At 54.7% G+C, this 24,827-nt stretch carries 20 protein-coding genes and 1 tRNA gene; 5 read left to right on the top strand and 16 right to left on the bottom strand.

Annotated elements, in window-relative coordinates:
* Nucleotides 1–39 precede the first annotated feature (39 nt).
* Both FFI90_RS14160 and FFI90_RS14155 read right to left on the bottom strand, forming a co-directional pair.
* Complete coding sequence (locus FFI90_RS14160) at nt 40–2,397, bottom strand: Tex family protein (RefSeq protein ID WP_144778706.1); 2,358 nt, start codon at nt 2,395–2,397, stop codon at nt 40–42.
* A 49-nt stretch (nt 2,398–2,446) separates the two neighbouring features.
* Nucleotides 2,447–4,183: a putative bifunctional diguanylate cyclase/phosphodiesterase gene (locus tag FFI90_RS14155; RefSeq protein ID WP_144778705.1), complete on the bottom strand. Its 1,737-nt coding sequence runs from the start codon at nt 4,181–4,183 to the stop codon at nt 2,447–2,449.
* 143 nt (nt 4,184–4,326) lie between these two features.
* On the opposite strand from FFI90_RS14155, the gene rep reads away from it, so the two are divergent.
* Nucleotides 4,327–6,345: a DNA helicase Rep gene (gene rep / locus FFI90_RS14150; RefSeq protein WP_144778704.1), complete on the top strand. Its 2,019-nt coding sequence runs from the start codon at nt 4,327–4,329 to the stop codon at nt 6,343–6,345.
* Nucleotides 6,346–6,393: 48 nt separating this feature from the next.
* Here rep and FFI90_RS14145 read toward each other — a convergent pair whose 3' ends face one another.
* Entirely contained in the window at nt 6,394–6,807 is a 414-nt protein-coding gene (locus FFI90_RS14145) for a c-type cytochrome (RefSeq protein WP_144778703.1), read from the bottom strand.
* 199 nt (nt 6,808–7,006) lie between these two features.
* On the opposite strand from FFI90_RS14145, the gene FFI90_RS14140 reads away from it, so the two are divergent.
* Together FFI90_RS14140 and FFI90_RS14135 are read left to right on the top strand one after the other, a co-directional pair.
* Entirely contained in the window at nt 7,007–7,345 is a 339-nt protein-coding gene (locus FFI90_RS14140; protein WP_144778702.1) for a hypothetical protein, read from the top strand.
* A gap of 13 nt (nt 7,346–7,358) precedes the next feature.
* On the top strand, nt 7,359–8,486 hold the full coding sequence (locus FFI90_RS14135) for a phospholipase A (protein WP_144778701.1): 1,128 nt from the start codon (nt 7,359–7,361) through the stop codon (nt 8,484–8,486).
* A gap of 182 nt (nt 8,487–8,668) precedes the next feature.
* On the opposite strand, the gene FFI90_RS14130 is transcribed toward FFI90_RS14135, so the two are convergent.
* The 12 genes from FFI90_RS14130 to FFI90_RS14075 all read right to left on the bottom strand — a co-directional run bounded on the left by FFI90_RS14130 (nt 8,669) and on the right by FFI90_RS14075 (nt 20,220).
* Nucleotides 8,669–10,030 carry a phosphohexomutase domain-containing protein gene (locus FFI90_RS14130; protein ID WP_144778700.1) on the bottom strand — a complete coding sequence of 454 codons (1,362 nt, stop codon included), beginning with the start codon at nt 10,028–10,030 and terminating at the stop codon, nt 8,669–8,671.
* 8 nt (nt 10,031–10,038) lie between these two features.
* Nucleotides 10,039–10,515 (bottom strand): bacterioferritin, encoded by a 477-nt coding sequence (gene bfr / locus FFI90_RS14125; RefSeq protein ID WP_144778699.1) that lies wholly within the window; start codon nt 10,513–10,515, stop codon nt 10,039–10,041.
* Nucleotides 10,516–10,695: 180 nt separating this feature from the next.
* Nucleotides 10,696–10,902, bottom strand: a complete 207-nt coding sequence (locus tag FFI90_RS14120) for a bacterioferritin-associated ferredoxin (protein WP_144778698.1) — start codon at nt 10,900–10,902, stop codon at nt 10,696–10,698.
* A gap of 95 nt (nt 10,903–10,997) precedes the next feature.
* Nucleotides 10,998–12,290 (bottom strand): Xaa-Pro dipeptidase, encoded by a 1,293-nt coding sequence (gene pepQ, locus FFI90_RS14115; protein ID WP_144778697.1) that lies wholly within the window; start codon nt 12,288–12,290, stop codon nt 10,998–11,000.
* Nucleotides 12,283–13,197 carry a LysR family transcriptional regulator gene (locus FFI90_RS14110; protein ID WP_144778696.1) on the bottom strand — a complete coding sequence of 305 codons (915 nt, stop codon included), beginning with the start codon at nt 13,195–13,197 and terminating at the stop codon, nt 12,283–12,285. Before FFI90_RS14110 ends, pepQ begins: the two co-directional genes overlap by 8 nt.
* 83 nt (nt 13,198–13,280) lie before the next feature.
* Nucleotides 13,281–14,291 (bottom strand): ABC transporter ATP-binding protein, encoded by a 1,011-nt coding sequence (locus FFI90_RS14105; RefSeq protein ID WP_144778695.1) that lies wholly within the window; start codon nt 14,289–14,291, stop codon nt 13,281–13,283.
* Nucleotides 14,288–15,298, bottom strand: coding sequence for an ABC transporter ATP-binding protein (locus FFI90_RS14100; protein ID WP_144778694.1), 1,011 nt, complete (start codon nt 15,296–15,298; stop codon nt 14,288–14,290). The genes FFI90_RS14105 and FFI90_RS14100 overlap by 4 nt, the downstream gene beginning before the upstream one ends.
* A 5-nt stretch (nt 15,299–15,303) precedes the next feature.
* A complete protein-coding gene (locus tag FFI90_RS14095; RefSeq protein WP_144778693.1) occupies nt 15,304–16,236 on the bottom strand; it encodes an ABC transporter permease in 933 nt (310 codons plus the stop codon).
* Nucleotides 16,233–17,282, bottom strand: a complete 1,050-nt coding sequence (locus FFI90_RS14090; protein WP_144778692.1) for an ABC transporter permease — start codon at nt 17,280–17,282, stop codon at nt 16,233–16,235. Before FFI90_RS14090 ends, FFI90_RS14095 begins: the two co-directional genes overlap by 4 nt.
* An 80-nt stretch (nt 17,283–17,362) precedes the next feature.
* Nucleotides 17,363–18,925: an ABC transporter substrate-binding protein gene (locus FFI90_RS14085; protein WP_144778691.1), complete on the bottom strand. Its 1,563-nt coding sequence runs from the start codon at nt 18,923–18,925 to the stop codon at nt 17,363–17,365.
* A gap of 214 nt (nt 18,926–19,139) precedes the next feature.
* Entirely contained in the window at nt 19,140–19,862 is a 723-nt protein-coding gene (locus FFI90_RS14080; protein ID WP_144778690.1) for an LrgB family protein, read from the bottom strand.
* Nucleotides 19,855–20,220, bottom strand: a complete 366-nt coding sequence (locus FFI90_RS14075) for a CidA/LrgA family protein (protein WP_144778689.1) — start codon at nt 20,218–20,220, stop codon at nt 19,855–19,857. Before FFI90_RS14075 ends, FFI90_RS14080 begins: the two co-directional genes overlap by 8 nt.
* A 75-nt stretch (nt 20,221–20,295) precedes the next feature.
* On the opposite strand from FFI90_RS14075, the gene FFI90_RS14070 reads away from it, so the two are divergent.
* Both FFI90_RS14070 and FFI90_RS14065 read left to right on the top strand, forming a co-directional pair.
* Nucleotides 20,296–20,835 (top strand): YaeQ family protein, encoded by a 540-nt coding sequence (locus tag FFI90_RS14070; protein ID WP_144778688.1) that lies wholly within the window; start codon nt 20,296–20,298, stop codon nt 20,833–20,835.
* Between the two features lie 100 nt (nt 20,836–20,935).
* Nucleotides 20,936–21,012: transfer RNA gene (locus tag FFI90_RS14065), tRNA-Arg, on the top strand.
* Between the two features lie 331 nt (nt 21,013–21,343).
* Here the strand turns inward: FFI90_RS14065 and FFI90_RS14060 are convergent.
* Nucleotides 21,344–24,076: a bifunctional diguanylate cyclase/phosphodiesterase gene (locus FFI90_RS14060; RefSeq protein ID WP_186317992.1), complete on the bottom strand. Its 2,733-nt coding sequence runs from the start codon at nt 24,074–24,076 to the stop codon at nt 21,344–21,346.
* Nucleotides 24,077–24,827 lie beyond the last annotated feature (751 nt).

Here is a 24,827-nt window from a genome sequence, read left to right as displayed (position 1 = left end):
TTGTGGGCACCGCCGGCTGATGGAAATAGTTGAAACCGCTTAACGCTTGTCTTTGCTGGCCGACGCAAACGCCTGCGCCAGAGCCCCGGCCATGGCGCCCTGATCAGCACCCTTGCTCTGTGCCCGGGAAGCCTTACCCGCCGGCTGCCCGCTGCGATTACCGGCATTCTGGCTACCCGCTGCGCGCCCGGGAGCGGACCGCTTTGAATCCGCCTTTTCACCTGGCTGGTCATCCATACGCATGGTCAGCGCAATACGCTTTCGCGGGATGTCCACTTCCATGACTTTGACCTTCACAATATCCCCGGCCTTGACCACTTCACGAGGGTCTTTTACGAAGGTATGGGAAAGCGCAGAAATGTGCACCAGTCCGTCCTGATGAACGCCGATATCCACAAACGCCCCGAAATTGGTGACGTTGGTAACAGACCCCTCCAGAACCATGCCCGGCTCAAGATCACCCAGGGTTTCCACACCTTCTTCAAAGCTTGCAGAACGGAATTCCGGACGCGGATCCCGACCTGGCTTCTCAAGCTCTGCGAGAATATCCCGGATGGTCGGCAAACCGAATTGATCTGTTACATAATCCTGGGGATTCAGACCACGCAAAAACGCCGCATCACCAATAATCCCGTCGATTTTACGGCTGTTCTTTGCTGCGATGCTCTCTACCACACCGTAGGCCTCAGGATGCACCGATGACCTGTCCAGCGGATTCTCGCCGCTGGCAATGCGCAGGAAGCCCGCTGCCTGCTCAAAGGTGCGCTCACCCAGACGGGCAACCTTTAACAGCTGCTTGCGGTTATGGAACATGCCGTTCTGATTGCGGTATTCGATAATATTCTGCGCGATGGTCTGATTAAGGCCCGACACTCTTGCCAATAGAGGCGTAGAGGCCGTATTCAGATCGACGCCGACGCCGTTTACACAATCCTCAACAACGGCATCCAGGCTGCGGGAGAGCTGAACCTGGGATACATCGTGCTGATACTGGCCAACGCCAATGGATTTCGGTTCGATCTTCACCAGCTCGGCCAGCGGATCCTGCAACCGGCGAGCGATGGACACTGCGCCGCGAATGGTCACATCGAGATCGGGCAGTTCTTTGGAGGCAAACTCCGAGGCGGAATAAATCGAAGCTCCGGACTCACTCACCACGATGCGTGCCAACTTGAGTTCCGGATAGCGTTTGCTCAGATCAGCCACCAGCTTCTCCGTTTCACGGGATGCGGTGCCGTTGCCGATGGCGACCAATTCAATGCGGTATTCACGACACCAGGCCGCGAGCTTTTCAATGGAGCTGTCCCACTGGTTCTTGGGTGCGTGAGGGAAAATAGCGCCATGCCCGGCAACCTGACCCGTGCCATCAATCACCGCCACCTTTACACCCGTACGCAGGCCGGGGTCCAGCCCCAGAGTGGGTCGCGGCCCAGCAGGTGCCAGCAAGAGCAAGTCTTTCAGGTTGGCTGCAAACACGTTAATGGCTTCGGTTTCCGAGGCTTCGCGAACCTGGGCCATGAGATCAGTTTCGATCTGCGTGGACAGCTTTACTCTCCAGGTCCAACGCACCACCTCTGATAGCCATTTGTCAGCGGCTCGACCGTTGTCCCGGATGTTCCAGCGCGCAGCAATGCGCTGTTCAGCGGGGTGTGGCTGGCGGCGGGCATCATCGACATCGCCTACAATCAGCGTGTAGGCAAGAATACCTTCGTTGCGGCCACGCAGTATTGCCAACGCCCGATGCGAAGGCACCTTCTTCAAAGGCTCACTGTAATCAAAGTAATCCCGGAACTTGGCGCCTTCGTTTTCCTTGCCTTCAATAACCGTGACTTTTAACTGCCCTTGCTGCCAGATCAAGTCTCGCAACTCACCCAACAGCTCAGCATCTTCGGCAAAACGCTCCATAAGGATATAGCGAGCGCCATCAAGTGCAGCTTTGGTATCCGCAATGCCCGCGTCCGCATTGATATAGCTTTCGGCCGTAGTTTCAGGTTCCAGGGTCGGGTCGCCATACAGGGCGTCAGCCAAAGGCTCCAGACCCGCCTCCCGGGCAATCTGGGCCTTGGTGCGGCGCTTGGGCTTGTAGGGCAGATAAAGATCTTCAAGGCGGTTCTTGGCATCTGCACTCAGAATGCTGGCACGTAATTCGTCGGTCAGCTTTCCTTGCTCTTCAATGCTCTTGAGGATTGTGCCGCGACGATCTTCCAGTTCCCGGAGGTAACGCAGGCGCTCTTCAAGCGTACGCAGCTGGCTGTCATCCAGAGAGCCCGTCACTTCTTTGCGGTACCGGGCAATAAACGGAACGGTGGAACCTTCGTCCAGCAGGGCGACGGTGGCATTAACCTGTTGCTCACGTACGCCGAGTTCGTCAGCTATGCGCCTGGAGATACTGTTCATGCAACCTCTGTCTGATGCGTTTCTGATAAAGCAGCAAAGGTACAGCGGCTTACAGTTGCAGGCAAGCAGACTCGCCACGCTTGTTCAGGAATTGCACAAGGTCGGCCCAGGGCATGGGGCGGGCGTAAAAGTAGCCCTGGATTTCATCGCAGTGCTGCTGGCGCAGAAACTCAAGCTGACTTTCCGTCTCGACGCCTTCGGCCACCACACTGATCTGGAGGCTGTGTGCGAGGCTGATAATGGCCCGGATAATATGCTCTGCATCTGCCGACTGCCCAAGCGCCTGCACAAACGATTTGTCGATTTTAACCAGTGAGATCGGCAAGTGCTGGAGATTGCTGAGGGAAGAAAAGCCCGTACCGAAATCGTCCAGCGCAAAACTGATACCCAGCTGATTGAGCTCGCGCAGGCACCGCTGTGCGTATTCGGGATCGTGCATCATGGCACTTTCTGTCAGTTCAAGTTCCAGCAGGCTGGTATCGACATTGGCGTTGAAGATGATGCGGAAAATGGTTTCGGTCATCTTGCGATCGTGAAACTGCCGAAATGAGAGATTGACGGCAAACACCAGCCCCGGAAAACCCAGCTCTGCAGATTCCTGTAAGCGTTTGCAGGCCTGCTCTATCACCCAGTAACCAATAGGCACGATCAAACCACTGCGCTCTGCAACAGGTATAAACTCGTCCGGCCCAACCAGGCCGCGCTCCGGGTGATTCCAGCGCAGAAGACACTCAACGCCGCGCACCTCATTGCTGGCCAGATCAATTCTTGGCTGGTAATACAGCTCCAGCTCATTACCCCTGAGGGCATTGCGAAGATCTGCTTCCAGCCGGAGCTGGTAACCGGCAGAGATGTGCAACTGGCGATCATAGAAACGATAACTGGTGCCCGGATCCCGCTTAGCCTCAAACATGGCCCGATTCGCCCTGCGCATGAGGTTTTCGGGGCTTTCTCCTGCTTCCGGATACGTGGCCACCCCCAGGCTGGCACTGACAACGACGCTCTGGCCATCAATCGTTACCGGCTCATCGAGGGCGTTGACTACTTTGCGTATGATCTGGGTGATATCGAGGGAGTCTTCAATTTTTTCAACGATAATGGCGAGCTCATCTCCGCCAATGCGCATCAGGGAATCCACGCGGCGCAGCCCCTGTCGGACCTGAGCGGCCAACTTGATCATCAGCTGATCGCTTTTCTGGTAGCCAAAGGACTCATTAATGCTGCGAAAATCATCGATATTGAGATGCAAAAGCGCCAGACGGTGATTTCCACGTTGAGCTCTTAGCAGCGCTTGCTGCAGCCTGTCGAAGAACAAATCACGGTTAATAAAGCCGCTTGCAACGCCGCGACCAAGCTGGCTGTGAGCTGAATTCGCCAACTGCTCGCGATACCAGAGGCACTTCACTGCCCGACGAAAACTCCAGTGATCAAGCTCCTGACGGCTCAAGTAATCTGCTGCACCGCCTGAAAGCAGATCGGGCGCGCGCTCACCCGAAGTCTCGGCACTCAACGCAAGAACAGGACGGCCACCACTGGCTACCGCCAGATACTGCAGAAAAGCGGCTTCTGACCCACCATGGAAAACGCAGTTCCAGACAATAATGTCGAATTTGGCATTGCGGATAAGATCGTCGCAATCCACCAGATCCGGACACCAGGTTGAGTCAGGGCTCATCTCCGGGTCGCCTGCCAGCAATGCACCAAGCCAAAGAAAATCGGCATAATCCGGTGTCAGAACCAAAACGCGAAGCTGGTCATGTCCGACATTTTCCAGTGGCAAGGTCATTGAGCAGGATCCATGGGTGTGTGTGCAATCAATCCGTTCTGTTAAAAGGATAGCCGATAGATCGACAAGGTACAGTCGGGCTGGTGTAGACTATTGTCTTACCAAGAACCCCCCTCGTTTCAACCCATTCTGGCCGTGTATTTGTGAACAAACTTAACCCGCGACAAAATGAAGCTGTCCGCTACATTGATGGCCCGCTGCTTGTGCTGGCCGGTGCCGGCAGTGGCAAGACCAGCGTCATCACCCGGAAAATTGCCTATCTGATCGAGCACGTCGGCATTCCGGGTCGCCATATTGCCGCCGTTACGTTCACCAACAAAGCCGCTCGTGAGATGAAAGAGCGCGTAAGCCGGATTGTCGACCGCAAACTGGCTCGCGGCCTTATTGTATCCACCTTCCACAATCTCGGACTGAATATGATCCGGGAGGAGCATAATCACCTTGGCTACCACCCCGGCTTCTCCATTTTTGACGCGGAAGATGCCAAAGCCCTGCTACGGGATTTGATGCTGCAGGAGGCCAGTACCGACGCCGGTGATGAGCTCAATGATGTCCAGATGACTATTTCTTCCTGGAAAAACGCCCTGCGCGGGCCCGCTGAAGCATACAGCAAAGCGGCTGACGAACGGGAGCAACGCATTGCCATCGTGTACAAACATTATAGCGAGTACCTGAAGGCTTACAACGCAGTCGATTTTGATGACCTGATCCTGCTTCCCGTGCAGCTGTTCCGCAACAACCCTGAAGTGCTGGAAAAATGGCGCAGGAAAATCCGCTACATGCTGGTGGATGAGTATCAGGACACCAACATTTGCCAGTACGAACTGGTGCGGATGCTGGTTGCCGAGCGGGCTGCGTTTACCGTTGTTGGCGACGATGACCAGTCAATATACGCTTGGCGGGGCGCGCGGCCGGAAAACCTGGCTCAGCTGAAGGAAGATTTTCCAAGCCTGAAAATCGTAAAACTGGAACAGAATTATCGCTCCACATCGCGCATTCTTCGCAGCGCCAATACGGTCATTGCCAACAACCCACACGTTTTCGAAAAAGCTCTGTGGAGCGATCACACCATTGGCGATGAGATCCGCATCATACGCTGCCGCAACGAAGACGCCGAAACCGAGCGGGTAGCCACAGAGATTCTGGACCAAAAGCTGAAACAAGGGCTGGCGTTCCGGGACTTTGCCGTGCTTTATCGTGGCAACCATCAGGCCCGGCTGCTGGAGATGAAGCTGCAGGCCTACCAGATTCCCTACCGCATCTCGGGTGGCCAGTCGTTTTTCTCGAAAAACGAGATCAAGGACGCCATGTCCTATTTGCGCCTGCTGATTAACCCCGATGACGACACCGCCTTCCTGCGAGTGGTGAACGTACCACGGCGCGAAATTGGCCCACGCACCCTGGAGCAGCTCAGCCATTACGCTCGCGCTCGCAACGTCAGCCTTTTTCGGTCCCTCAGTGATATGGGCGCAGAAACCCATGTCACTGAAAAGGGCCTGGATCGACTGCGGCGTTTTGCTCACTGGGTAAATGCCACCTGTGAGCGCCTGCACGGTGAGAATCCAGTACCCGTAATAAAGCAGCTGTTCACCGATATTGAATACGAAGAGTGGTTGCACCAGCATTCCGGCACGCCAAAACAGGCCCAACGCCGCATGGAGAACATCTGGTATCTGGTGGATTCGATCCAGCGGATGCTGGAAGACGGCAAGGGCACTGCTGATGAGCTGGGCATAGAAGACGCCATCACCAAGTTGATTCTTCGCGACATGATGGAGCAACGGGAAGAAGAGGATGACAGCGACAAGGTACAGCTGCTGACCCTTCATGCGTCCAAGGGCCTGGAGTTCCCGCATGTATTTGTTCTGGGGCTGGAGGAAGAAATCCTGCCGCACCGGTCTAGCATTGAAGAAGGCAATATCGAAGAAGAGCGGCGGTTGATGTACGTGGGCATTACCCGCGCAAAAGAAACCCTGACCCTAACCTACGCCGCCCAGCGCAGACAATATGGAGAAAAGATCGAAACCATTCCGAGCCGGTTTCTGGATGAACTTCCCCAGGACGACGTGCGCTGGGAGGGCACCGGAGATCTGGATGCCGAGGCCAACCAGAAAAAAGGCAAGGCAACACTGAGCGCTCTACTGGGTGATTTAGGGCTATAAACGCAAAAACCCCGCACTCGGCGGGGTTCGACGGCAAGAACCTTGGACTTACTTGCTCTCTGCCACAATATGCTCCACAGCAGCCTGGATTTCCTCATCCGGGCAACTGGCGCAACCGCCCTTGGCGGGCATAGCGTTTAAACCATTGATCGCATGGCTAATCAGGGTTTCCATGCCCTGGTCAACGCGCGGCGCCCAGGCACCCGCATCGCCAATTACCGGTGCGCCGGCAGCGCCTGTGGTATGGCATGCCATGCACACAGCATCATAGACTTCGCTGCCTGAACGGGGCCCCGAACTTGCTGTTTCAGAAGCAGCGGCAGCTTCACCGCACTCATCACCCTGCAGGCAAACCTCACCAACCGGCTGGATACGCGCACGGATTTCATCTTCAACACTTGCCATAACGGCGCCGGCAGTAATGCCAAAACCGAGCAATACCATAGCCAGGACTCTCTTCATCTTCACAATGCACCTCGCACTTGAGCGTTATAATCTTTGATTGCCGCATTATAGCGACTGAACCCCGGCAAAAAAACCGAATAGCAAAATCATAAATTGATTTCCACCATTTTTATTGCCATTACGTAAGCGTGGAGACTCTTTCACGACATCCGGTTAACATGTCGCAGCTTACATCAGAACTTCCAGGATCGGATTCATGAATAACCCGGAGAAACCCGCGCCGCACCCATTGCGCAAACCACTTCTGATTACAGAGTTCAGCGCGCTGGCAGTGCTACTAGCATCCATGGGCTGGTTCTCGAGCCAGACGGATACCGGCCATAGTATCAACCCGGCGTGGCTGCTGATACCCGCTTCCGCAAGCTTTGCTGTTTTCCTGAGCTTCATTGGTCTTATGTACCTGCGCTGGATTGTGGCGGTGAGTGCCGCCAACCAGCTTCGGCACAAAATTGTTTTTTCCTTGCTGGCCGTTACCCTGATCGGCGTCTGGGTTTACGGTATCGCCAGCACATGGCTCAGCCTCAATGCCGCATAGAGAGATTCGGAGTATGTACAAACGCCCCAATTCCCGGGTTTTGCAGGCCGCCACGTTTGTAACTCTGTGGCCAGCACTGACGGTTGCACAAGAATCCACTCCGGCAGAGAGTCGCCAGTCAGCCTCTCCTGAGGAGTGCGCGCTGATTCGGGAGGGCGTTCAGCGCCTGGCCTGTTACGACTCATTCAACAATCCGCAAGCCGCCCGTGACAAGGCAAGCGAGCAGGAGGTCGAGGCCGCCGAGCAGGCAGCAGACACTCTGGCCCCAAACAGGGAAAGCCAGGCGAGGTTGGCAGAGACCATCGACGAGGATGATCCCGACAGTGGCGTGATGACCAATATAGTGGATCAATCCTTAACCGCCGAGAAAGCGCTGTTTTCATTCTCTGGCAGTTTTATTAGCCATCGCCCCACATACATCATGCCGATCACCTGGGTGGATAACCCGAACACAACGCCGACGAGCCCCAGGTTGGGTGCGACGGGTTACGATTACAGGCTTGAAAACGAGGAAGCCAAGTATCAGATCAGCTTCAAGGTGCCAATGCTGACAGGCTGGCTGGATGATCGCACGACGTTATGGTTCGGTTATACCCAGCGTTCGTTCTGGCAGGTTTATAACCAGGACGAGTCTGCGCCGTTCCGAGAGACCAACTACGAGCCAGAGATTTTTCTCCGCCATCAGACGAACTTGAACCTGGGCCCCGTGACGCTTAGTGGTGTAACGATTGGCGTTAATCACCAGTCCAATGGCCAATCGGAACCCCGTTCACGGAGCTGGAACCGGATTGTGGCAGGCGCCGCCGTTACTTATGATCGCTGGCTGTTTGCTGTACGGCCCTGGTATCGGATTCCGGAGAGCGGCGGCGAGGACGACAACGCAGACATTGAGAAGTATCTGGGGTACGCCAACTACAACATTGTTTACAAGCTTGCAGAGGATCGGACATTTTCCCTGCAGCTTTTCAACAACCTGCGCTCGGATAACCGCACGTCGCTGGAGTTTGGCTACAGCTTTCCGCTGGGGGATACGATTAAGGGGTTCTTCCAGTATTACAATGGGTATGGGGAGAGTCTGATTGATTACAATCATCGGATTGAGCGGTTCGGGCTTGGGATTATGCTGAACGACTGGCTCTGAGCCATATCAGGCTTTGGTGCAAGCTGGTCTGGCGGTACGAGTTGCGAAAACACGCTCCTTGCGGCACATCCATGTGACGCTTGGGCTCCGCCATCCATGGCTCCGCACAGTTTTCGCAACTCGTACCGCCAGACCAGCCCCAACTTTGGAAGAGCCTGACACGCTTGACACAAAGGTACAGATTATCCCTTCAGGTTGTTCAACCGCTCCATTTCTGCGAGCAACTCTTCAGTTTTCTCTTTCATCAACGGTATGTCAGCACGGGATTCCACGTTCAGGCGAACGACGGGTTCGGTGTTGGACATGCGCAGGTTGAAACGCCAGTTTTCGAATTCAACACTGAGGCCGTCTACGTAGCTAACGTTTTTTGCGTCGGCCCCGTATTTTTCCTCGATGGCAGCGATAACCTCAGGGGGGTTGTCGATGGTGCGGTTGATTTCGCCGCTGGCCGGGTAGGCTTCGATGCGGGCGTCGATGAGGGATGAGAACGGCTTGCCCGACTGGCACAGGCGTTCGGCGAGCAGCAGCCAGGGGATCATGCCGCTGTCGCAGTAGGCGAAGTCCCGGAAGTAGTGATGTGCGCTCATTTCTCCGCCGTATACGGCGTCTTCGTCGCGCATACGCTGTTTGATGAAGGCGTGGCCGGTTTTGCTCTCGATGGCTTCGCCGCCAGCGGCTTCTACCAGGTCCTGAGTGTTCCAGATCAGTCTCGGGTCGTGGATGACTTTGCCGGGGCCGGTTTTGCGCAGGAATTGGTCCGCCAGCAAACCGACGATGTAGTAGCCTTCAATAAAACGGCCGTTTTCGTCGAAGAAAAAGCAACGGTCGTAGTCGCCATCCCAGGCAATGCCCATGGCGGCGCCGTGCTCGATCACTGCGTCGGCTGTAGCCGCACGGTTTTCTTCGAGGATGGGGTTGGGTACGCCGTGGGGGAAGTTTCCATCTGGCAGATGGTGCACTTTGATGAATTCGAACGGAAGGTGCTTTTCAAGTTGGTCGATCACCAAGCCAGCGCCGCCATTGCCGGCGTTGACCACAATCTTGATCGGTGCCAGGGCAGCCGCATCGATGTACCCCAGCAGGTGGTCTATGTAGGCGCTGGTAACTTCCAGTGGCTCATATCTCCCCTGCACCGGCGCATCTGCAAAGGGCTCTCGAACTCTGTCGCGAATGTCGTTCAGGCCATTATCAGAGCTGATCGGGCGGGATTCGGGCCCGACCATTTTCATGCCATTATGGTTTTTGGGGTTGTGGCTGGCGGTGACCATGATGCCACCGTCCATTCCATAATGACTGGTGGCAAAGTACACGTACTCGGTGCCACACAAGCCTATATCGAACACGTCGGCACCGGCAGCCATCAGGCCCGAGCTCAGGGCTTCGGTGATCTCGTGGCTGGAGAGGCGGATGTCGTATCCGACGATGACTTTTTTGGCGCCGGTGATTTCCACATAGGCACGCCCTATTCGCTCGGCCAAAGCCGGATTCAACTGCTCTGGCACACTGCCGCGCAGGTCGTAGGCTTTAAAACAGGACAGATCCATTGTCGGTATTACTCCGCTGCGGAAGATTGCAGTTGGATGTAGTTCTGAATGCCCATCTGGTTAATCATTTCCAGCTGGGTTTCGAGCCAGTCAATGTGCTCCTCTTCGCTGTCGAGGATACTGCGGAACAGCTGGCGGCTGGTGTAATCCTGAATTTCTTCGCAGTAAGCAATGGCTTCTTTCAGATCGACATGGGCGATGTGTTCGATTTTGAGGTCACAGGCAATCATTTCCTCAACGTTCTCGCCGATCATCAGCTTGTTCAGGTCTTGCAGGTTGGGCAGGCCTTCCAGAAACAGGATGCGCTCGATCAATTGATCGGCGTGCTTCATCTCATCAATGGACTCTTCGTATTCCTTGGCCGCAAGCTTGGTGATGCCCCAGTCTTTGTACATGCGTGAATGCAGGAAATACTGGTTGATGGCCGTCAGTTCGTTGGCAAGAACTTTGTTCAGAAACTGGATGACTTTTTTATCGCCTTTCATTGCAGCACTCCTTGATGCCAGCCGGCTAACTCGTCTTTCTCAGAGGAAAGGCCTACCCGGCTGATTGATTCGGGTTCGGTGAGCTTTCAAAGCTCTCTAAGTGGTTCTCTCGTCACCCAACAAGGATAGCGCTTTAAGGCGCATTACAAAATTGCGGAAAGGAAATAAACACAAGACGCGTCAGGCGGGACTTGCCAACATGTTCGCCAGCGCCAGGTAATCCGGAGTTCGGCTTTCACGGAGAATGCCGCGTGCCATGGAGGCACAGCGCCCGCATTGGGTGCCTACACCAAGCTCTTTCCCAAGCTGACGCATGGAAGACACACCGTTCTCTGAAGCTTCACGGATGTCCCGGTCTGTGACTCCGTGGCAAAGGCATACATACATAACGCAACTCCACCAACAACAATGTTAGTGATAATTATTGTCATTAGCATCCCGGATTGCAAGCGCATCGTATTAATTTTGTGCAACCGATTGTTTCAGCCCTCGGCTTCCCGGGTCAGGTTTCGGCCGCCTGTATCCGTTACCACCACGTTGTCCTCTATGCGTATCCCGCCACACCCCTGCAACTCATCAAGTAACGGCCGATTGATGTGGCGCCCAAGAGGGCCAGACAACAGCGGTTCCAGCAAGGAGGGAGTGAAGTACAACCCCGGTTCGATCGTCACCACCATGCCGGGCTCTAGCGTTCGCATCAGACGCAAAAAAGGTGCGTCGGCGGGCGACGGAACCGGTTTGCCGGCAACATCGTGAACCTGAACACCCAGGAAGTGCCCGATGCCGTGAGGGAAAAAGGCCCGGGTAACACCGTCGGCCACCATATCTCTGTCGCTCAGGTCGTTGATCAGCCCTGCCGCGCTCAACAGTGCGGCAATACCCAGGTGCGTTTTGCGGTGAATGTCTACGTAATCAACACCCGGCGCTACCATTTTGCAGAGCCGGAACTGCAACTGCTCAAGCCCCTGCGCCAGTGCGGCAAAGCGCCCTTCCCCAACGCCAGCTGTGGTGCGGGTAATGTCTGAGCAATAGCCTCGATAACGCACGCCAGCGTCAATCAGCAAACTGCGGGATTTTTTGGGCGCCGCTGTGTCGTAATATTGATAGTGCAGTATGCCGGCGTGCTCGTTTACTCCAATGATGCTGGGGTAAGGCGCATCGACCTCACGCTGCTGCGTTGCACGCTGGTACGCCAGATTGATGTCAAACTCACTGGCGCCAGCCAGAAATGCATCCCGGGCAGCCCGGTGGCCCGCCATCGCCAGCTTGTTGGCGTGAGCAAGACAGGCTATTTCGTAGGCTGTTTTGTGCACCCGGGTTTCATCGAACGCAGCGCATAGCGCGTCCGGATTGTGTTCGCCTGGCACACCCGTCAGCAGCGACGGATCACCGATCACGGCTAGTTGGTTCATACCGTCGAGCGCAGGCGCCGATGGGCTTTCACTAAAGCGAAGTTCGAATTCCTTCAGCCAGGGCTCCTGTCCCAGCTCAAGACTCGCATGCCAAAAATCAACGGGCTGATACAGTGACAGCAGTGGTTTTTGGCCCCTCCGGATCACTAGCCAGGCGTGCTCAAAGCCTGCCAGCCCGGTCCAATGCAGGAATGGCCCATAGCCCTGAAAGTGCCAGGACTGATCATCGCCGTAGCGCACGTGGGCCGCACCAGAGCTGATAAGCAGGCCGTCATAACCGTGGTGCTCCAGAACCTGCTCATAGCGGCTCTGCAGAATACCCATGTGTTCAATCTGAAGGGATAGCAGGTCGGTATCAGGCATGTTGGTTTTCCAATGTTTTCCAGAGAGTTAACAGGTCGTCTGAACGCGGTTCCCGCAGGCGGATCAGGCGGATGTCCAGAGGCACATCCCAGCGCTCATCCCCGGCTCGGGTAAGGCTACCAAAGTGTTCGCTCTTCTCGGTCATTCGGCTAGGCAGCCAGCCCATGCCAAAGCCCTGCTTCACCAACGCTTTGATGCTTGCCGACTGGGTGTTCTCGTTCAATGGCAAGAGGTTTACGGGCTCTTTGCTGCGCGACAGGTGCGCCTCAATGGCGGACTGCAGAAACCCCCGTGAGTGATATGCAATCAGCGGAACTGTTTGGCCTGAGGCCCCCGGCAGGGGGAATCGAGGCTCACCGTTGTCCGCCGCAACACTCACCGGCACCAGCCATTCGCGGGCAAGCGTGATGGATTCGTATTCCCCCCGGGTCAGGCGGTCACCCCAGGGTAAATCCTGATGCCAGTAACACAGAACCAGATCGCATTCGCCACCGTCCAAAGCATCCAGAAACCGCTCTCCCACCCAGCTCGTCGCCTTGAGGTTAAGCTGAAGGCGGTCTGCAACGCCGGCATCACTGGCCCAACCTTGATAAAAATGGGAAAAAAGCCCTTGGGTAGAGCCCACACTGATACGTGCAGACACCTCCGCTTCCAACTCAGCAATATGGCCCCGAACCTCCCGCACGTCACGGGTCACCCGCTGGCAAAGTTCAAAAAACCGTTCACCCGCCGGCGTCAGAGACAGTGGCAACGTCTGGCGGTTAATCAGGGTGGCACCCATGGATTCTTCAAGCAACTTGATGCGGCGACTGAATGTGGGCTGACTCACGTGCTGCAGCTCGGCGGCACGTGAAAAATGACGGGTGCGGGCCAGCGCCATGAAGTCTTCCAGCCAACGTATTTCCATGGGTTCCCCAGCGATGACGGGTAAGGATTGACGGTTTTTTAATGGCTACTCAACTGCGCGCATCATAGCCTATAGCCAGTCTCTTACAACCGCCCCTCTTCCACCGCATGGCAGGCAACCTGCGCACCACCATCTGTGGCGATCATCTGAGGGATTTCCTGGCGACACCTTTCATTGGCATAAGGGCAACGGCCATGGAACACACATCCGGACGGCAGGTTAACCGGCGTTGGTACTTCCCCCTGTAGCCGAATGTAGTTGGGCCTGGCGTCTTCCAGCCTGGGAATTGCCGAGAGCAGTGCCTGGGTGTATGGATGTCTTGGCTCGGCAAACAGCGTTTTGGTCTCTGCCAGTTCACACACCCGCCCGAGGTACATCACCGCCACCCGTGTACCGAAGTGTTCTACCACGGCAAGATCATGGGTGATGAACAGGTAGGTCAGATTGCGGGTTTCCTGTGCCTCCATCAGCAAGTTCAGTACTTGTGCCTGAATAGACACGTCCAGTGCAGAGATGGGCTCATCCGCCACGATAAACTCGGGGTCTACCGCCAAAGCTCGGGCAATGGCGATGCGTTGGCGCTGGCCGCCGGAGAATTCGTGGCCAAACCGGCTGCCCCAGTCCGGATCTATCCCTACAGACTCCATGACTTCCTGAACCTTGCCGCGCACTTCGTTGCGGGCCAAGTCCGGACGGTGAAAATGAATCGGTTCTTCCAGAGTCTGCTGAATCGTCATACGCGGATTCAGAGAGGCATAGGGGTTCTGGAAGATCATCTGCATTTTACGGCGGTACGGCAGTACATCCCGGCCTTTGAGGTTATCAATGCGCTGGTCGCCGTAGTGAACCTCTCCAGCACTGGGCGATAATAGCCCCATAACCGTGCGGGCAATGGTGGACTTGCCGCAGCCGGATTCGCCCACCACACACAGAGCCTCGCCTTTGTGCACCTGCAGGTCCACGCCGTTGATGGCATGGACGGCCTCCTGCTTGCGTTGGAAACGGCCACCCTTGAACGTGATTTGCTCAAGCAGGCTGCCAGAGAGATCAAACCGTTTCTCCAGGCCACGAATCTCTACCAATGGGGAGGTCATGATCCAGCCTCCTGCATGTTTTTCTCCTGCTCAATCAGGTTGCTGACCTCATAACACGCCACATCCACATTGCCGGAACGCACGTACTCGGGCATGGTTTTCCGGCACTGATCGGTGGCGAAATCACAGCGCGGGTGGAACGGACAGCCAGTCGGCACGTTTTTCAGGGATGGCATGGAGCCGGGAATCTGGAACAACCGTGCCCCAGGTTCACCCATTTGCGGCAGCGCATTGATCAGGCCCTGGGTGTAGGGGTGCTGGGCATCGTTGATGATCTCCCGGGTGGGCCCCTGTTCGATAATGCGTCCGGAATACATCACCAGCATGCGCTGGGTGACCTGGGAGACAACGCCCAGATCGTGAGTAATCAACATCAATGCGACATTTTCCTGCTCACACAGATCCAGCAGCAGCGCCATAATTTCGGCCTGTATGGTGACATCGAGCGCAGTGGTGGGCTCATCGGCAACGATGATTTCCGGATCCAACAACAAGGCAATGGCAATAATCACCCGCTGACGCATACCCCCCGACAACTCATGGGGATACTGGTCCAGCCGCTTTTCCGGCGAGGGGATCTGCACCTTGCGCAGCTTGCTCAAGGCAATATCCCGCGCAGCTTTCGTGCTGACCCGGCGATGTGCCTTGATGGCTTCCACCATCTGGGTACCAATACTCAGCACCGGGTTAAGCGTCATCATAGGATCCTGGAAGATCATGGCAATGCGGTTACCGCGAATCTTGCGCAGCTCCCGCTCGCTCATGGCAGCCAGATCTTTCCCTTCAAACAAAATCTGCCCACCAGCAATGTAACCCGGGCGCGCAATCAAATTGAGAATCGAGAAAGCCGCTACGGATTTGCCGGCGCCGGACTCCCCCACCAGGCCCAGCCGCTCGCCTTTATCAAGGCTGAAGCTGATACCGCGCAGGGCCGTAAGGTCGCCGCCGCGCACAGCAAATCGGACATCCAGATCTTTTACTTCCAGCAATGGCGTGTCGCTTTTCATGGTTTTTAGCCCTTGTACAGCCGTGGGTTCATGACATCCCGCAGCCAGTCACCCAGAAGGTTGATGACTAGTACGAGCACGACCAGCACCAGGCCGGGAATCAGGGTAATCCACCAGGAACCGCTTTGAATGTAATCAAAACCGGATTTGATCAGGGAGCCCAGCGACGGCTGGGTTTCCGGCATGCCAAGCCCGAGAAATGACAAGGCAGCCTCAGAAATAATCGCGTTGGCGATCTGCACTGTGGCGATAACAAAAATCGGAGAAAGGGTATTGGGCAGAATATGGCGGAACATAATCCGGTTGGTGCGAAAGCCCATCACCTTTGCAGCATCCACGTACTCCTTCTTTTTCTCCGCCAGCACAGACGCACGCACAGTGCGCGCAATCTGCGGCCATTCGGCAATGCCGATGATAAAAATCAGCATGTAAATGGCAATTTCACCGAACATCAGGTTGCCGAAACTGGCTTTGAATACCGCACCCACAATAATCGCAACCATCAGGGTAGAGAAGGAGAGCTGAACATCGGCAATGCGCATCAGGATGGAATCCACCCGACCACCCAGATAGCCCGCCAGCAACCCGAAGAGAATACCCAACGCCGCCTGCAACACCACCGCACCAAAGCCAATCAGCAGGGACACGCGAGTGCCATAGAGAATGGTGGAAAGCATGTCCCGACCCTGGGCGTCTGTACCCAGAGGGAACGCCGGATCTGCGCCGGGCATACCCACCGGCGGGAGTTCTGAATTCATGATGTCGATCTGCGCCAGATCGTAAGGATCCGTTGGGGCGAACAGGGGCGCGAAAATGGCCGCAAACACCATCAAGAGCAGCACGATGAAGCTGGCAATCGCCACCTTGTCGCGCTTGAAGCTGTACCAGAGGAAGGACTCGCGAAAGCGATTCCAGCGGGAAAGCGTCGCTGTTGTCATGCTTTCTTACCTGTCAGTTTCACCGTGGGGTTCACCAGTCCGTAAACCAGATCCACCAGCGTGTTAGTGATCACAAAAATCAACCCCACCACCATCAAGTAGGCCACAATCAATGGAATATCACTGCGGGTGATGGCTTCCAGAAACATCAGCCCGACACCGGGCCACTGGAAAACGGTTTCTGTGAGAATCGTATAAGCCACCATTACGCCTACCTGCACACCACCCACGGTGATAACCGGCAGCATGGTGTTCTTGAGGGCATGGAGAAAGTTGATCCGCACCGCGCTCAGACCTTTGGCCCGGGCATAGCGGATATAATCGCTTTGCAGCACTTCCATCATTTCTGCACGAATCAGGCGGATAAACAGCGGCAACATGATGGACGCCAAAGACACGCAAGGCAGCACCAGATGCATCAGCCCGATCTCTGAGAAGAAACCGGAATGCCAGGTGCCAAAAAGATGAGTAAGATCATCACCCCGGCCATAGGACGGCATGCCGCCGTCAGTGCTCAAAGCACCGTTTAGCCACTGGCCCCAGCCTGTGTCCACAGGGAACCATTCGACGGTCACGCCGATGGAGTATATCTGGATAAGAACAATGGCCGTGAGGAACACCGGGATGGATATCCCGACCGTACTCACGCCCATAAAAAACTTGGCCAACAAAGCCTGTGGCCGAATGGCGGCATAGACGCCAATGGGCACCGACAACAGCATGATGATCAGGCTGGCACCGATTACCAGCTCCAAAGTGGCCGGCAGGTGCTCAAAAATCACCTCGAGGGTAGGCTTACCGTAAAAATATGAGTTGCCCAGATCCCCCTGCACAGCATTGCCCGCAAAACGCAGATACTGAACCACCATGGAATCATTCAGCCCCAGCTCCTCTCGAATAGCTTCCCTCTCCTCCATGGAGACGGACATGCCCACCATTTCCTGAAGTGGATCGCCCAAGCCATCCTGGATGGCAAACGCGATCACACTGATCACGAACATGACCAGAACGGCTTGGGATATGCGCTGAACCAAAAACGCTAACATGAAGAATTTACCGCTAATGAGTAATTTAAAGCCCCTCTCCCATTGCGGGAGAGGGGTTTGGAGCCAGGGATAAGCCCCCGTTACTCGACGACCAGATCACCCAGGTAGGGGAAATTCATCACGTTCAGAATCGGCTCGACCTTCACGTTTTTCTTGCTGGCCCAAGCCAGATCCTGCCAGTGCAGGGGAACGAAAGCGGCATCGTCATACAGGCGCTGCTCCACTTCCTGCAGCATGGCGGTGCGCTTTTCCACATCGGTTTCGACGTTTGCCTTTTCAACCAGCGCATCGATCTCGGGGTTGCAGTAGTTGCCAGCGTTGTACTGGCCAGCGCCGCTGTCGGCTTCCGGGCAGAAAGTCAGAAACTCATAGAAATTGGCGGAATCCTCGGTGTCTGCATGCCAGCCAATCAGCATCATGTCTCCCGAGCGGTTGTCGTACTCGGGCCAGTACTGGGCCTTGGGCAGTGTTTTGAGATCCACTTTGATGTTGATGCGGGCCAGCATGGCTGCAGCGGCCTGAGCAATCTTGTCATCGTTCACGTAGCGGTTATTCGGCGCCATCATGGTGATGGTGAAGCCCTCTTCATAACCGGCCTCTTTCATCAGTTGCTGGGCTTTTGCCACGTCATAACGCGGCTTCAGGGATTCGTTGTGGCCCTGATAGCCAGCCGGGGAGAGCTGGGCGGCGGGCGTAGCAAAGCCTTTCATGATCTTGGCGGCAATACCTTCCTGGTTAATTGCGTAGGCAATGGCCTGGCGTACCTTCGGGTTCTTGAACGCTTCAACCCGCTCCTGGTTCATATGGAACAGGATAATACGGGTGCCGCTCATGGTGACCAGATCCGAATTCTTGTCGCGTTTGATGCGTTCGAGATCGGTAGGCGGCACCGGCGCGATAAAGTCCACGCCGCCAGACAGCAGTGCAGAAACCCGAGTATTGTTTTCCTTGATCGGAGTCAGCACGATTTTCTTTACGTTGCCGGGGGATTCTTCATCCCAATAGTCCGCAAAGCGCTCAAATTCCATGCGCACGCCTTGCTGGCGTGACGTGACCAGATAAGGGCCAGTGCCCGACAAGTTGCCGGATGCAAACGAGTTGCCGTGCTTTTGAATAGCGTCTTTCTTCTTGCCGTCTGCTGTCTCGCCGGAATAAAACTCACTGTCCAGCGGAAAAATATAGGTAGCGGTATTGAGAAGCAGCGGGAAAGGCTCGCTGGTCACAAGCTCAAAAGTGTAGTCATCAACGATATTTATGCCACTAAACGGCTTGAAGATGGCCTTGAAATCCTGGCTTTCTTTCAGTCGGTCGTAGGTGAACTTCACATCCTTGGTGGTGAGTTCATTACCGGAATGGAACTTTACCCCTTCGCGGAGTTTGAACCGCATGGTTTTGTCATCCACGCGCTCCCAACTTTCAGCCAGCCGGGCTTCAAAACCAAGATCTTTCGTCCAGCGCACCAGAGGGTCAAAAGACATATGGGACAATTGCAGGATGCCCCCGGATAGCTGCTCGTGAATATCGAGGGTGACCGGATCGGCGTCGTACGCCATCTTAAGCTCTTTCGTCGCCTCGGCAGACAGAGCAACCGGAGCCGTGGCCAGAGCCATGGTACCGACTAAAGCTGCAAGTAATTTTTTCATTATGTTTTCCGTCGTTGTTTTACGAATTTTTACGGCACTTTCCAAGTTTTCCAAGTTTTTTCCTGCGGCGCTGTCTAAAGACACATCGAAGCTCAGGCGCGCCGGACGTCTAACATAGAAACTAGTCTTGGAAACTACGTACGGCAATCGAAATTACAACTTGCGGTTATTCGTGAACTGAATGACGGCTTGCACACGCAGCCGCCACCAGCGTTTAAAGGCGGAAGACCAAAGGCAGGATAAGTGCGGTAAAAACGCCCGTCAGCCCCATGCCCAGAGAGGCAAAAGCACCAGCGGTATGGCTAATCTCAAACGCCCTGGCCGTACCAATCGCGTGGCCATTTAGGCCAAGCGCAAAACCGAGAATGCGTTCGTCTTCGACCGGTAACCACTTCGCCAACAGATCAACAAACAGCGTTGCCACCACGCCGGTTATCAACAGACCGCCCATCATCAGTGGCACCGACCCACCCAACTGCTCGGTGATACCAATAGCGATCGGTGCTGTCACAGACTTGGGAGCCAACGATGCCAGCACCTCTGGCGTAGCGCCCATCGCCCACGCGATTACCACGGCATACACCGCCGCCATCGTGGCCGCCAGCGGCAGCGTGACTACGATAGGGATCCACATGGCACGGATATGGTGAATCTGCTGATACAGGGGAATCCCCAAAGCCACGGTAGCGGGGCCAAGCAACACCGTTATCCAGAGCGCTCCTTCCTGATAGCGAACATAGTCTACTGACAGAACAGCAATCACCGCCGCCAACATTACGGCCGAGAGCACCACCGGCGGCATCCACACGGGGCGCCCCATGCGGGCAAATAGCCAGTTCCCGGCAAAAAAAGCACTCAAGGTGAGCCCGATTGCAAATATCGGGCTGGCAGCAAAAATGTCAGGGAGTGCGACAAAGCGCTCAACAAGCTCAGTCATTTGCCTGGCTCCGCGCAGACAGTCGCACCATGCTCTTCATTAACAGCAGCGTCGTCAAAACACTAAGAAAAGTACCCAGCAGCAATGCGGCCGAGACGGCCAGCCACTGCCCGGAAAACTGCGACGCCATGAAGAATACTCCGACCACGCCAGGCATGATCAGCAGTACGAGGATGGAGATCAGTGCCTGGCTTGACGAAGCAAGCGCATCGCTTACCCTGCCTCGCAACATCAGCGTTAGCGTCATCAGGATCATACCCAGCACACCGCCGCTAACCGGAATAAGAAACACCAGCCGCAATGCCTCGCCAAAAAGAAAAAACAGAACCAGTATCAGAAAACCGCGCAACATCGACATGCTGTAATGCTCATCATCCGGAGAATTGCATTACACTAGCGCAAACCAACATCTAGATACCACTGCAGGACGGCTATGGCGCTCAAAGCAACCATTTTCAAAGCCACGCTTAATATTGCGGACATGGACAGGCACTATTACGCGGATCATCAGCTCACCATAGCTCAGCACCCATCAGAGAATGACGAGCGTATGATGATTCGCCTGCTGGCATTTGCTCTGAACGCCAGTAACGATCTGGAGTTCACCAAAGGCCTGAGCACCGATGACGAACCGGAACTGTGGCAGAAAAGCCTGAGTGACGAAATTGAGTTGTGGATTGAGCTGGGTCTGCCCGACGAAAGCCGCCTACGCAAAGCCTGCAACCGCTCACGCCAGGTCATCCTGTACGCATATGGTGCTCGCGCCGTGCCAGTATGGCTGGAGAAGCACAAAAATAAGCTGAGCCGCTTCCGCAACCTCACGATTGTTGAACTGCCAAGTGAATCCACAGAAATCCTCGCTGGGCTGGTAGAACGCAACATGAACTTCCAGATATCCATTCAGGATGGTGAAGTGTCTTTCGGCAATGAAAGCGCCCTGGTAAACATAACGCCAACGCCCCTTTTTCCGTGATAACAAGCACGTGCAACCAACGAACCTGTACTGGACAGAGAACGCCCGCACACGTAAGATTGCGCACTCGAAATTGACGGCTTCGCCGTCACACTCGAATGCGCCCGTAGCTCAGCTGGATAGAGTACTGCCCTCCGAAGGCAGGGGTCACAGGTTCGAATCCTGTCGGGCGCGCCATATTTTTCAAGGCCTTACGTGAGAGCGTAGGGCCTTTTTAATTTCCTGTGCCTATGCTCTGAGCCGCTGCTTTAGCCGCTTCCTGCAAACGATCTCACTTCATCAATGGCTTCGGTTGCCGCCTTAACTAATCCGTGCCGCCGATACACTGATTGTTTCTGGCTCACACCAAGGTACTGATGTATCCGACCTTCCTGATTAGCCAGAGCAATACGGCTACCACTTTGGCTATCACAACGTCCCAAAAGCATCAACGCCAGGGGGCAATAGTGTGTTCAGCATGGTTCGCGCGGCCCATTATAATTTTATTGTATTGTTAAGCAGTACAACGCTAATCCGATTGCAGAAACGTTTGAAGCTCCGATGCACTCATCGGCTTTCCGAAGAAATAGCCCTGCAATAGATCGCAACCGCAACGAAGCAAAACATCAGCCTGAAACCTCGTTTCCACACCTTCGCCAACAGCCGTGGCGCCGAATGCATGCGCCATGGCGATCGTTGCTTTAACAATGGCGGCATCGCCCTGGTCTGTGAGCATGTCGCGGACAAACTCGCGATCGATTTTGACCTTGTCAAATCTGAACCGCTTTAAGAAGCTCAGGCTGGAATAGCCTGTCCCAAAATCATCGGCAACAAGCCTCACTCCTAGCCCCTGAATTTCATCGAGTATCTGACGAGCAATAGCCGTTCCCTGCAAAACACTCCCTTCTGTCAACTCAAGCTCGAGCATATAGGGTGCAAGGCCACTGATCTCCAGGGCCTTTTGGACTGTTTGGGTCAACGCTGGCTCCCGTAACTGGCGCGCTGAGACATTGACCGCAACAAATCCAGGTATTAGCCCGGCATCCTGCCATTTTCGCGCTTGCAGGCAAGCCTGCTCCAATACCCACTGGCCGATCTCGATAATGAGATCACTTTCCTCTGCGATGGGGATAAACCGGTCTGGCTGCATGAAACCATGCTTGGGGTGCTGCCACCGCAGGAGCGCTTCAGAACCAACAACCACCTTGGTCTTTGCGTCAATTACCGGCTGGTAGTGGAGCCGCAATTCATCGCGGGCCACAGCGTGCCGCAAATCGTTTTCTATATTCAGCCGTTCTGACACCTGCAAATTCATCGAGGGGACAAAGAAACTGTGTCTGTTTCGTCCTGCGGATTTTGCCTGATACATGGCCGTATCCGCGTGCATTAGCAGGGTTTCAGTATTGCGGCCATCTGCGGGGAAAACACTGACTCCCATGCTGGTGGTCACTGTCAGTTCTCGCCCCTTCAACCGGGTTGGCTGACGCAGTGCGTCTCCAAGGTTTTGTACGATTGAAATGGCGTCTTCAGGCCTGAACAAACGATCCAGAATAACGGCAAATTCGTCTCCTCCAAGACGCGCCTTCGTATCATGCTTGCGCAAATGCGTCTCCAGGCGCCGCCCTATCTCACGCAGCAGCATGTCACCAATTGCGTGCCCCATCGTATCGTTAATCAACTTGAAGTTATCCAGGTCAATAAACACAACCGCTACCATCAGCCCATCCCGTTGCGCCTGATAGATGGCTTGCTTAAGGCGATCTTCAAACAGCACGCGATTGGCCAGGCCGGTCAATTGATCATGGGTTGCCCGCTGCAGCAATTCAGCTTCAAATCGCTTCCGCTCACTGATATTTCTGGCGATTGCCGACAGGTGTCTTTCTTTCCCATTTTCATTGATGTGCGCAATCAGTAGCAGCAGAACCGGAATTTCACCTGCCGCCTCACTCCATAACTTCAGCTCCCCACTCCATAGGCCATCTGACAGGGCCTTGGGCATAGCTTGATCACATATCAGTTGCAGTGATTCCGCAGTTAGCAGATCGTCGAACCTTTGACTTTCTACGCCTTCGATGGGCACGTCTCTCAGCAGTCTGCGTCCAGCCGGATTGAGGTATATCAGCTTGCGATCCACCGTAAACATCGCGGTGACATCTGGCGTAGCATCCATGATCGAAAGCAAGCGCTGCCGGTCTGCTTCAATCTTCAGGCGCTGGGTTACGTCCCGAACTACTGCGATCACTCTTTGCTGGCTACCATCCTGGACTGGACTCAGGCTGATTTCGACCGAGACCTCATCGCCATCTTTGCGCAATGCCGCAATCGTACCGCCCATCGTCCGCGCTTTTGGTCTCCTGGTATAACGACTGTGATATGTCCCGTGCGCCTTGCGGTGGCGCACGGGAATCAGTTCATTCACACTGCGCCCCACCAGATCTTCCCGGGGGTAACCAAAAATTCTCTCAGCTTCCCGGTTGATTCTAACGATGCAGCCATCGCTCGTACTGATGATGATGCCGTCGGCAGCCGATTCCAAAATGCTATCTGTCTCTATTTCAGCACACCGCGCAATCTCGGCCTCCTCCCGAAGCTGGTCAAGAAGGCGCTGGGTTCTAAGGTTGCTTTTGTTGAAAGCCTCAACCAGTTCGCCCACCTCATCGCTTGCATGATAATCAAGGCGCCATCCATAGTTCCCCTGTTCAGCCCGCCGTGCCAGCAAGGCCAGCTCGCGCAAAGGCCGCACTCCCTGACGGTACCCCATCAAAGCAAGCACAATTAGAAGGATAAGCCCTAAGAGCTGGAGTGCATTCAACACCTTATCTTGCGCAACCTGAACTCGACGCTGGCTTGCAACCAGTAACTCTGTCAGAGCTTCGGCCCGGGCCAGCAGTCGCTCGTTATTTGCCTCAAAATACTCACTTTGATCAGAAAGCGCCCCTTCAGCCCTCGGCTTCAGGACAAGCTCAGCGGCCGCACGGTACTCAACCCAGTCAACCTGCAGCTGTGCGACATAGGAGTTGATTTGCTGTCGGTCATTCTTGAACAACAATGTGAAAGGATCATTCGCTACTATCTGAAGACTTGATTCATAGCTATCGATGCTCAGTTTTATAGCATCAAGACATAAAGCAATTTCGGCACCTTCCCGGGGGGCGTAACTACCACAGACTATCGATAGCAAAGCGATACGCTGACTGTGGATTCGCAATTTACCGGCTTCATTTACCAACCCGCTAAAAGAAGCGGCCTGCGTTCTGCCCAAATGGCCAACACCCGCATGCGCGCTCCAGAGAATCAGGAAAGCAAGCGTCACCAACGCCAACTTACGGCCCAACGTTAGTCGAAGACTGCCATGCTTCCGTTGTTTGGGAGGTGAGGAAATGAGTTCTTGTCGACCTATCAGCTGATCACAATCCATTATTAGTCACGATACTTGGGCCATTTTGTAATTGTTTGTAAATAACTGACAAACATATATATATAAGTTGGCAGCACTTATCTTGACACGAATCAATTTATTGCTGGCATTTAGTCCGGCGCGACTCTTACAACCGATTCGACCTCTTGCATGGTAGGCGATACCCGCATCAAGGGCTACGGCACTGGAACTATAATCAAGTATTTGCAAGTGCTCATCCATATATTGCAAATCGCTCTCCATTAAACAGGCTCTATGGCATCTAACATCTCACCTTTAAGGATTGGGTTCATTCTGATGTAATCGCCCAGGATCTTACCGAGCGAATCAAGTATTACGCCCGCACCATTACTTAGTGAACATATTAAATCATCGGTTTTACTCAAAAGTATTCACCACATTCGCCCATATAGTGGCCGAAAATTTTTCTGTATATGGGATGTGATTGAGCAAGACATAACCGGGCATTCGAGAAAATTATGCCTTTAGCGATCCAGAATACTCGGGCAGAATTGGTGCCCTTTTGCGGGAGTTCATGAAGCTTACAGGTAAGGTATAAACATCTCGATCTAGTGGCTGAGCACCCCTGGAAAAC

This window comes from Marinobacter maritimus, from assembly GCF_007671675.1.
Lineage (GTDB): Bacteria > Pseudomonadota > Gammaproteobacteria > Pseudomonadales > Oleiphilaceae > Marinobacter > Marinobacter maritimus.
The sequence above is the reverse complement of the archived record's forward strand: the minus strand, read 5'-3'. Positions and strand labels throughout refer to the sequence as shown.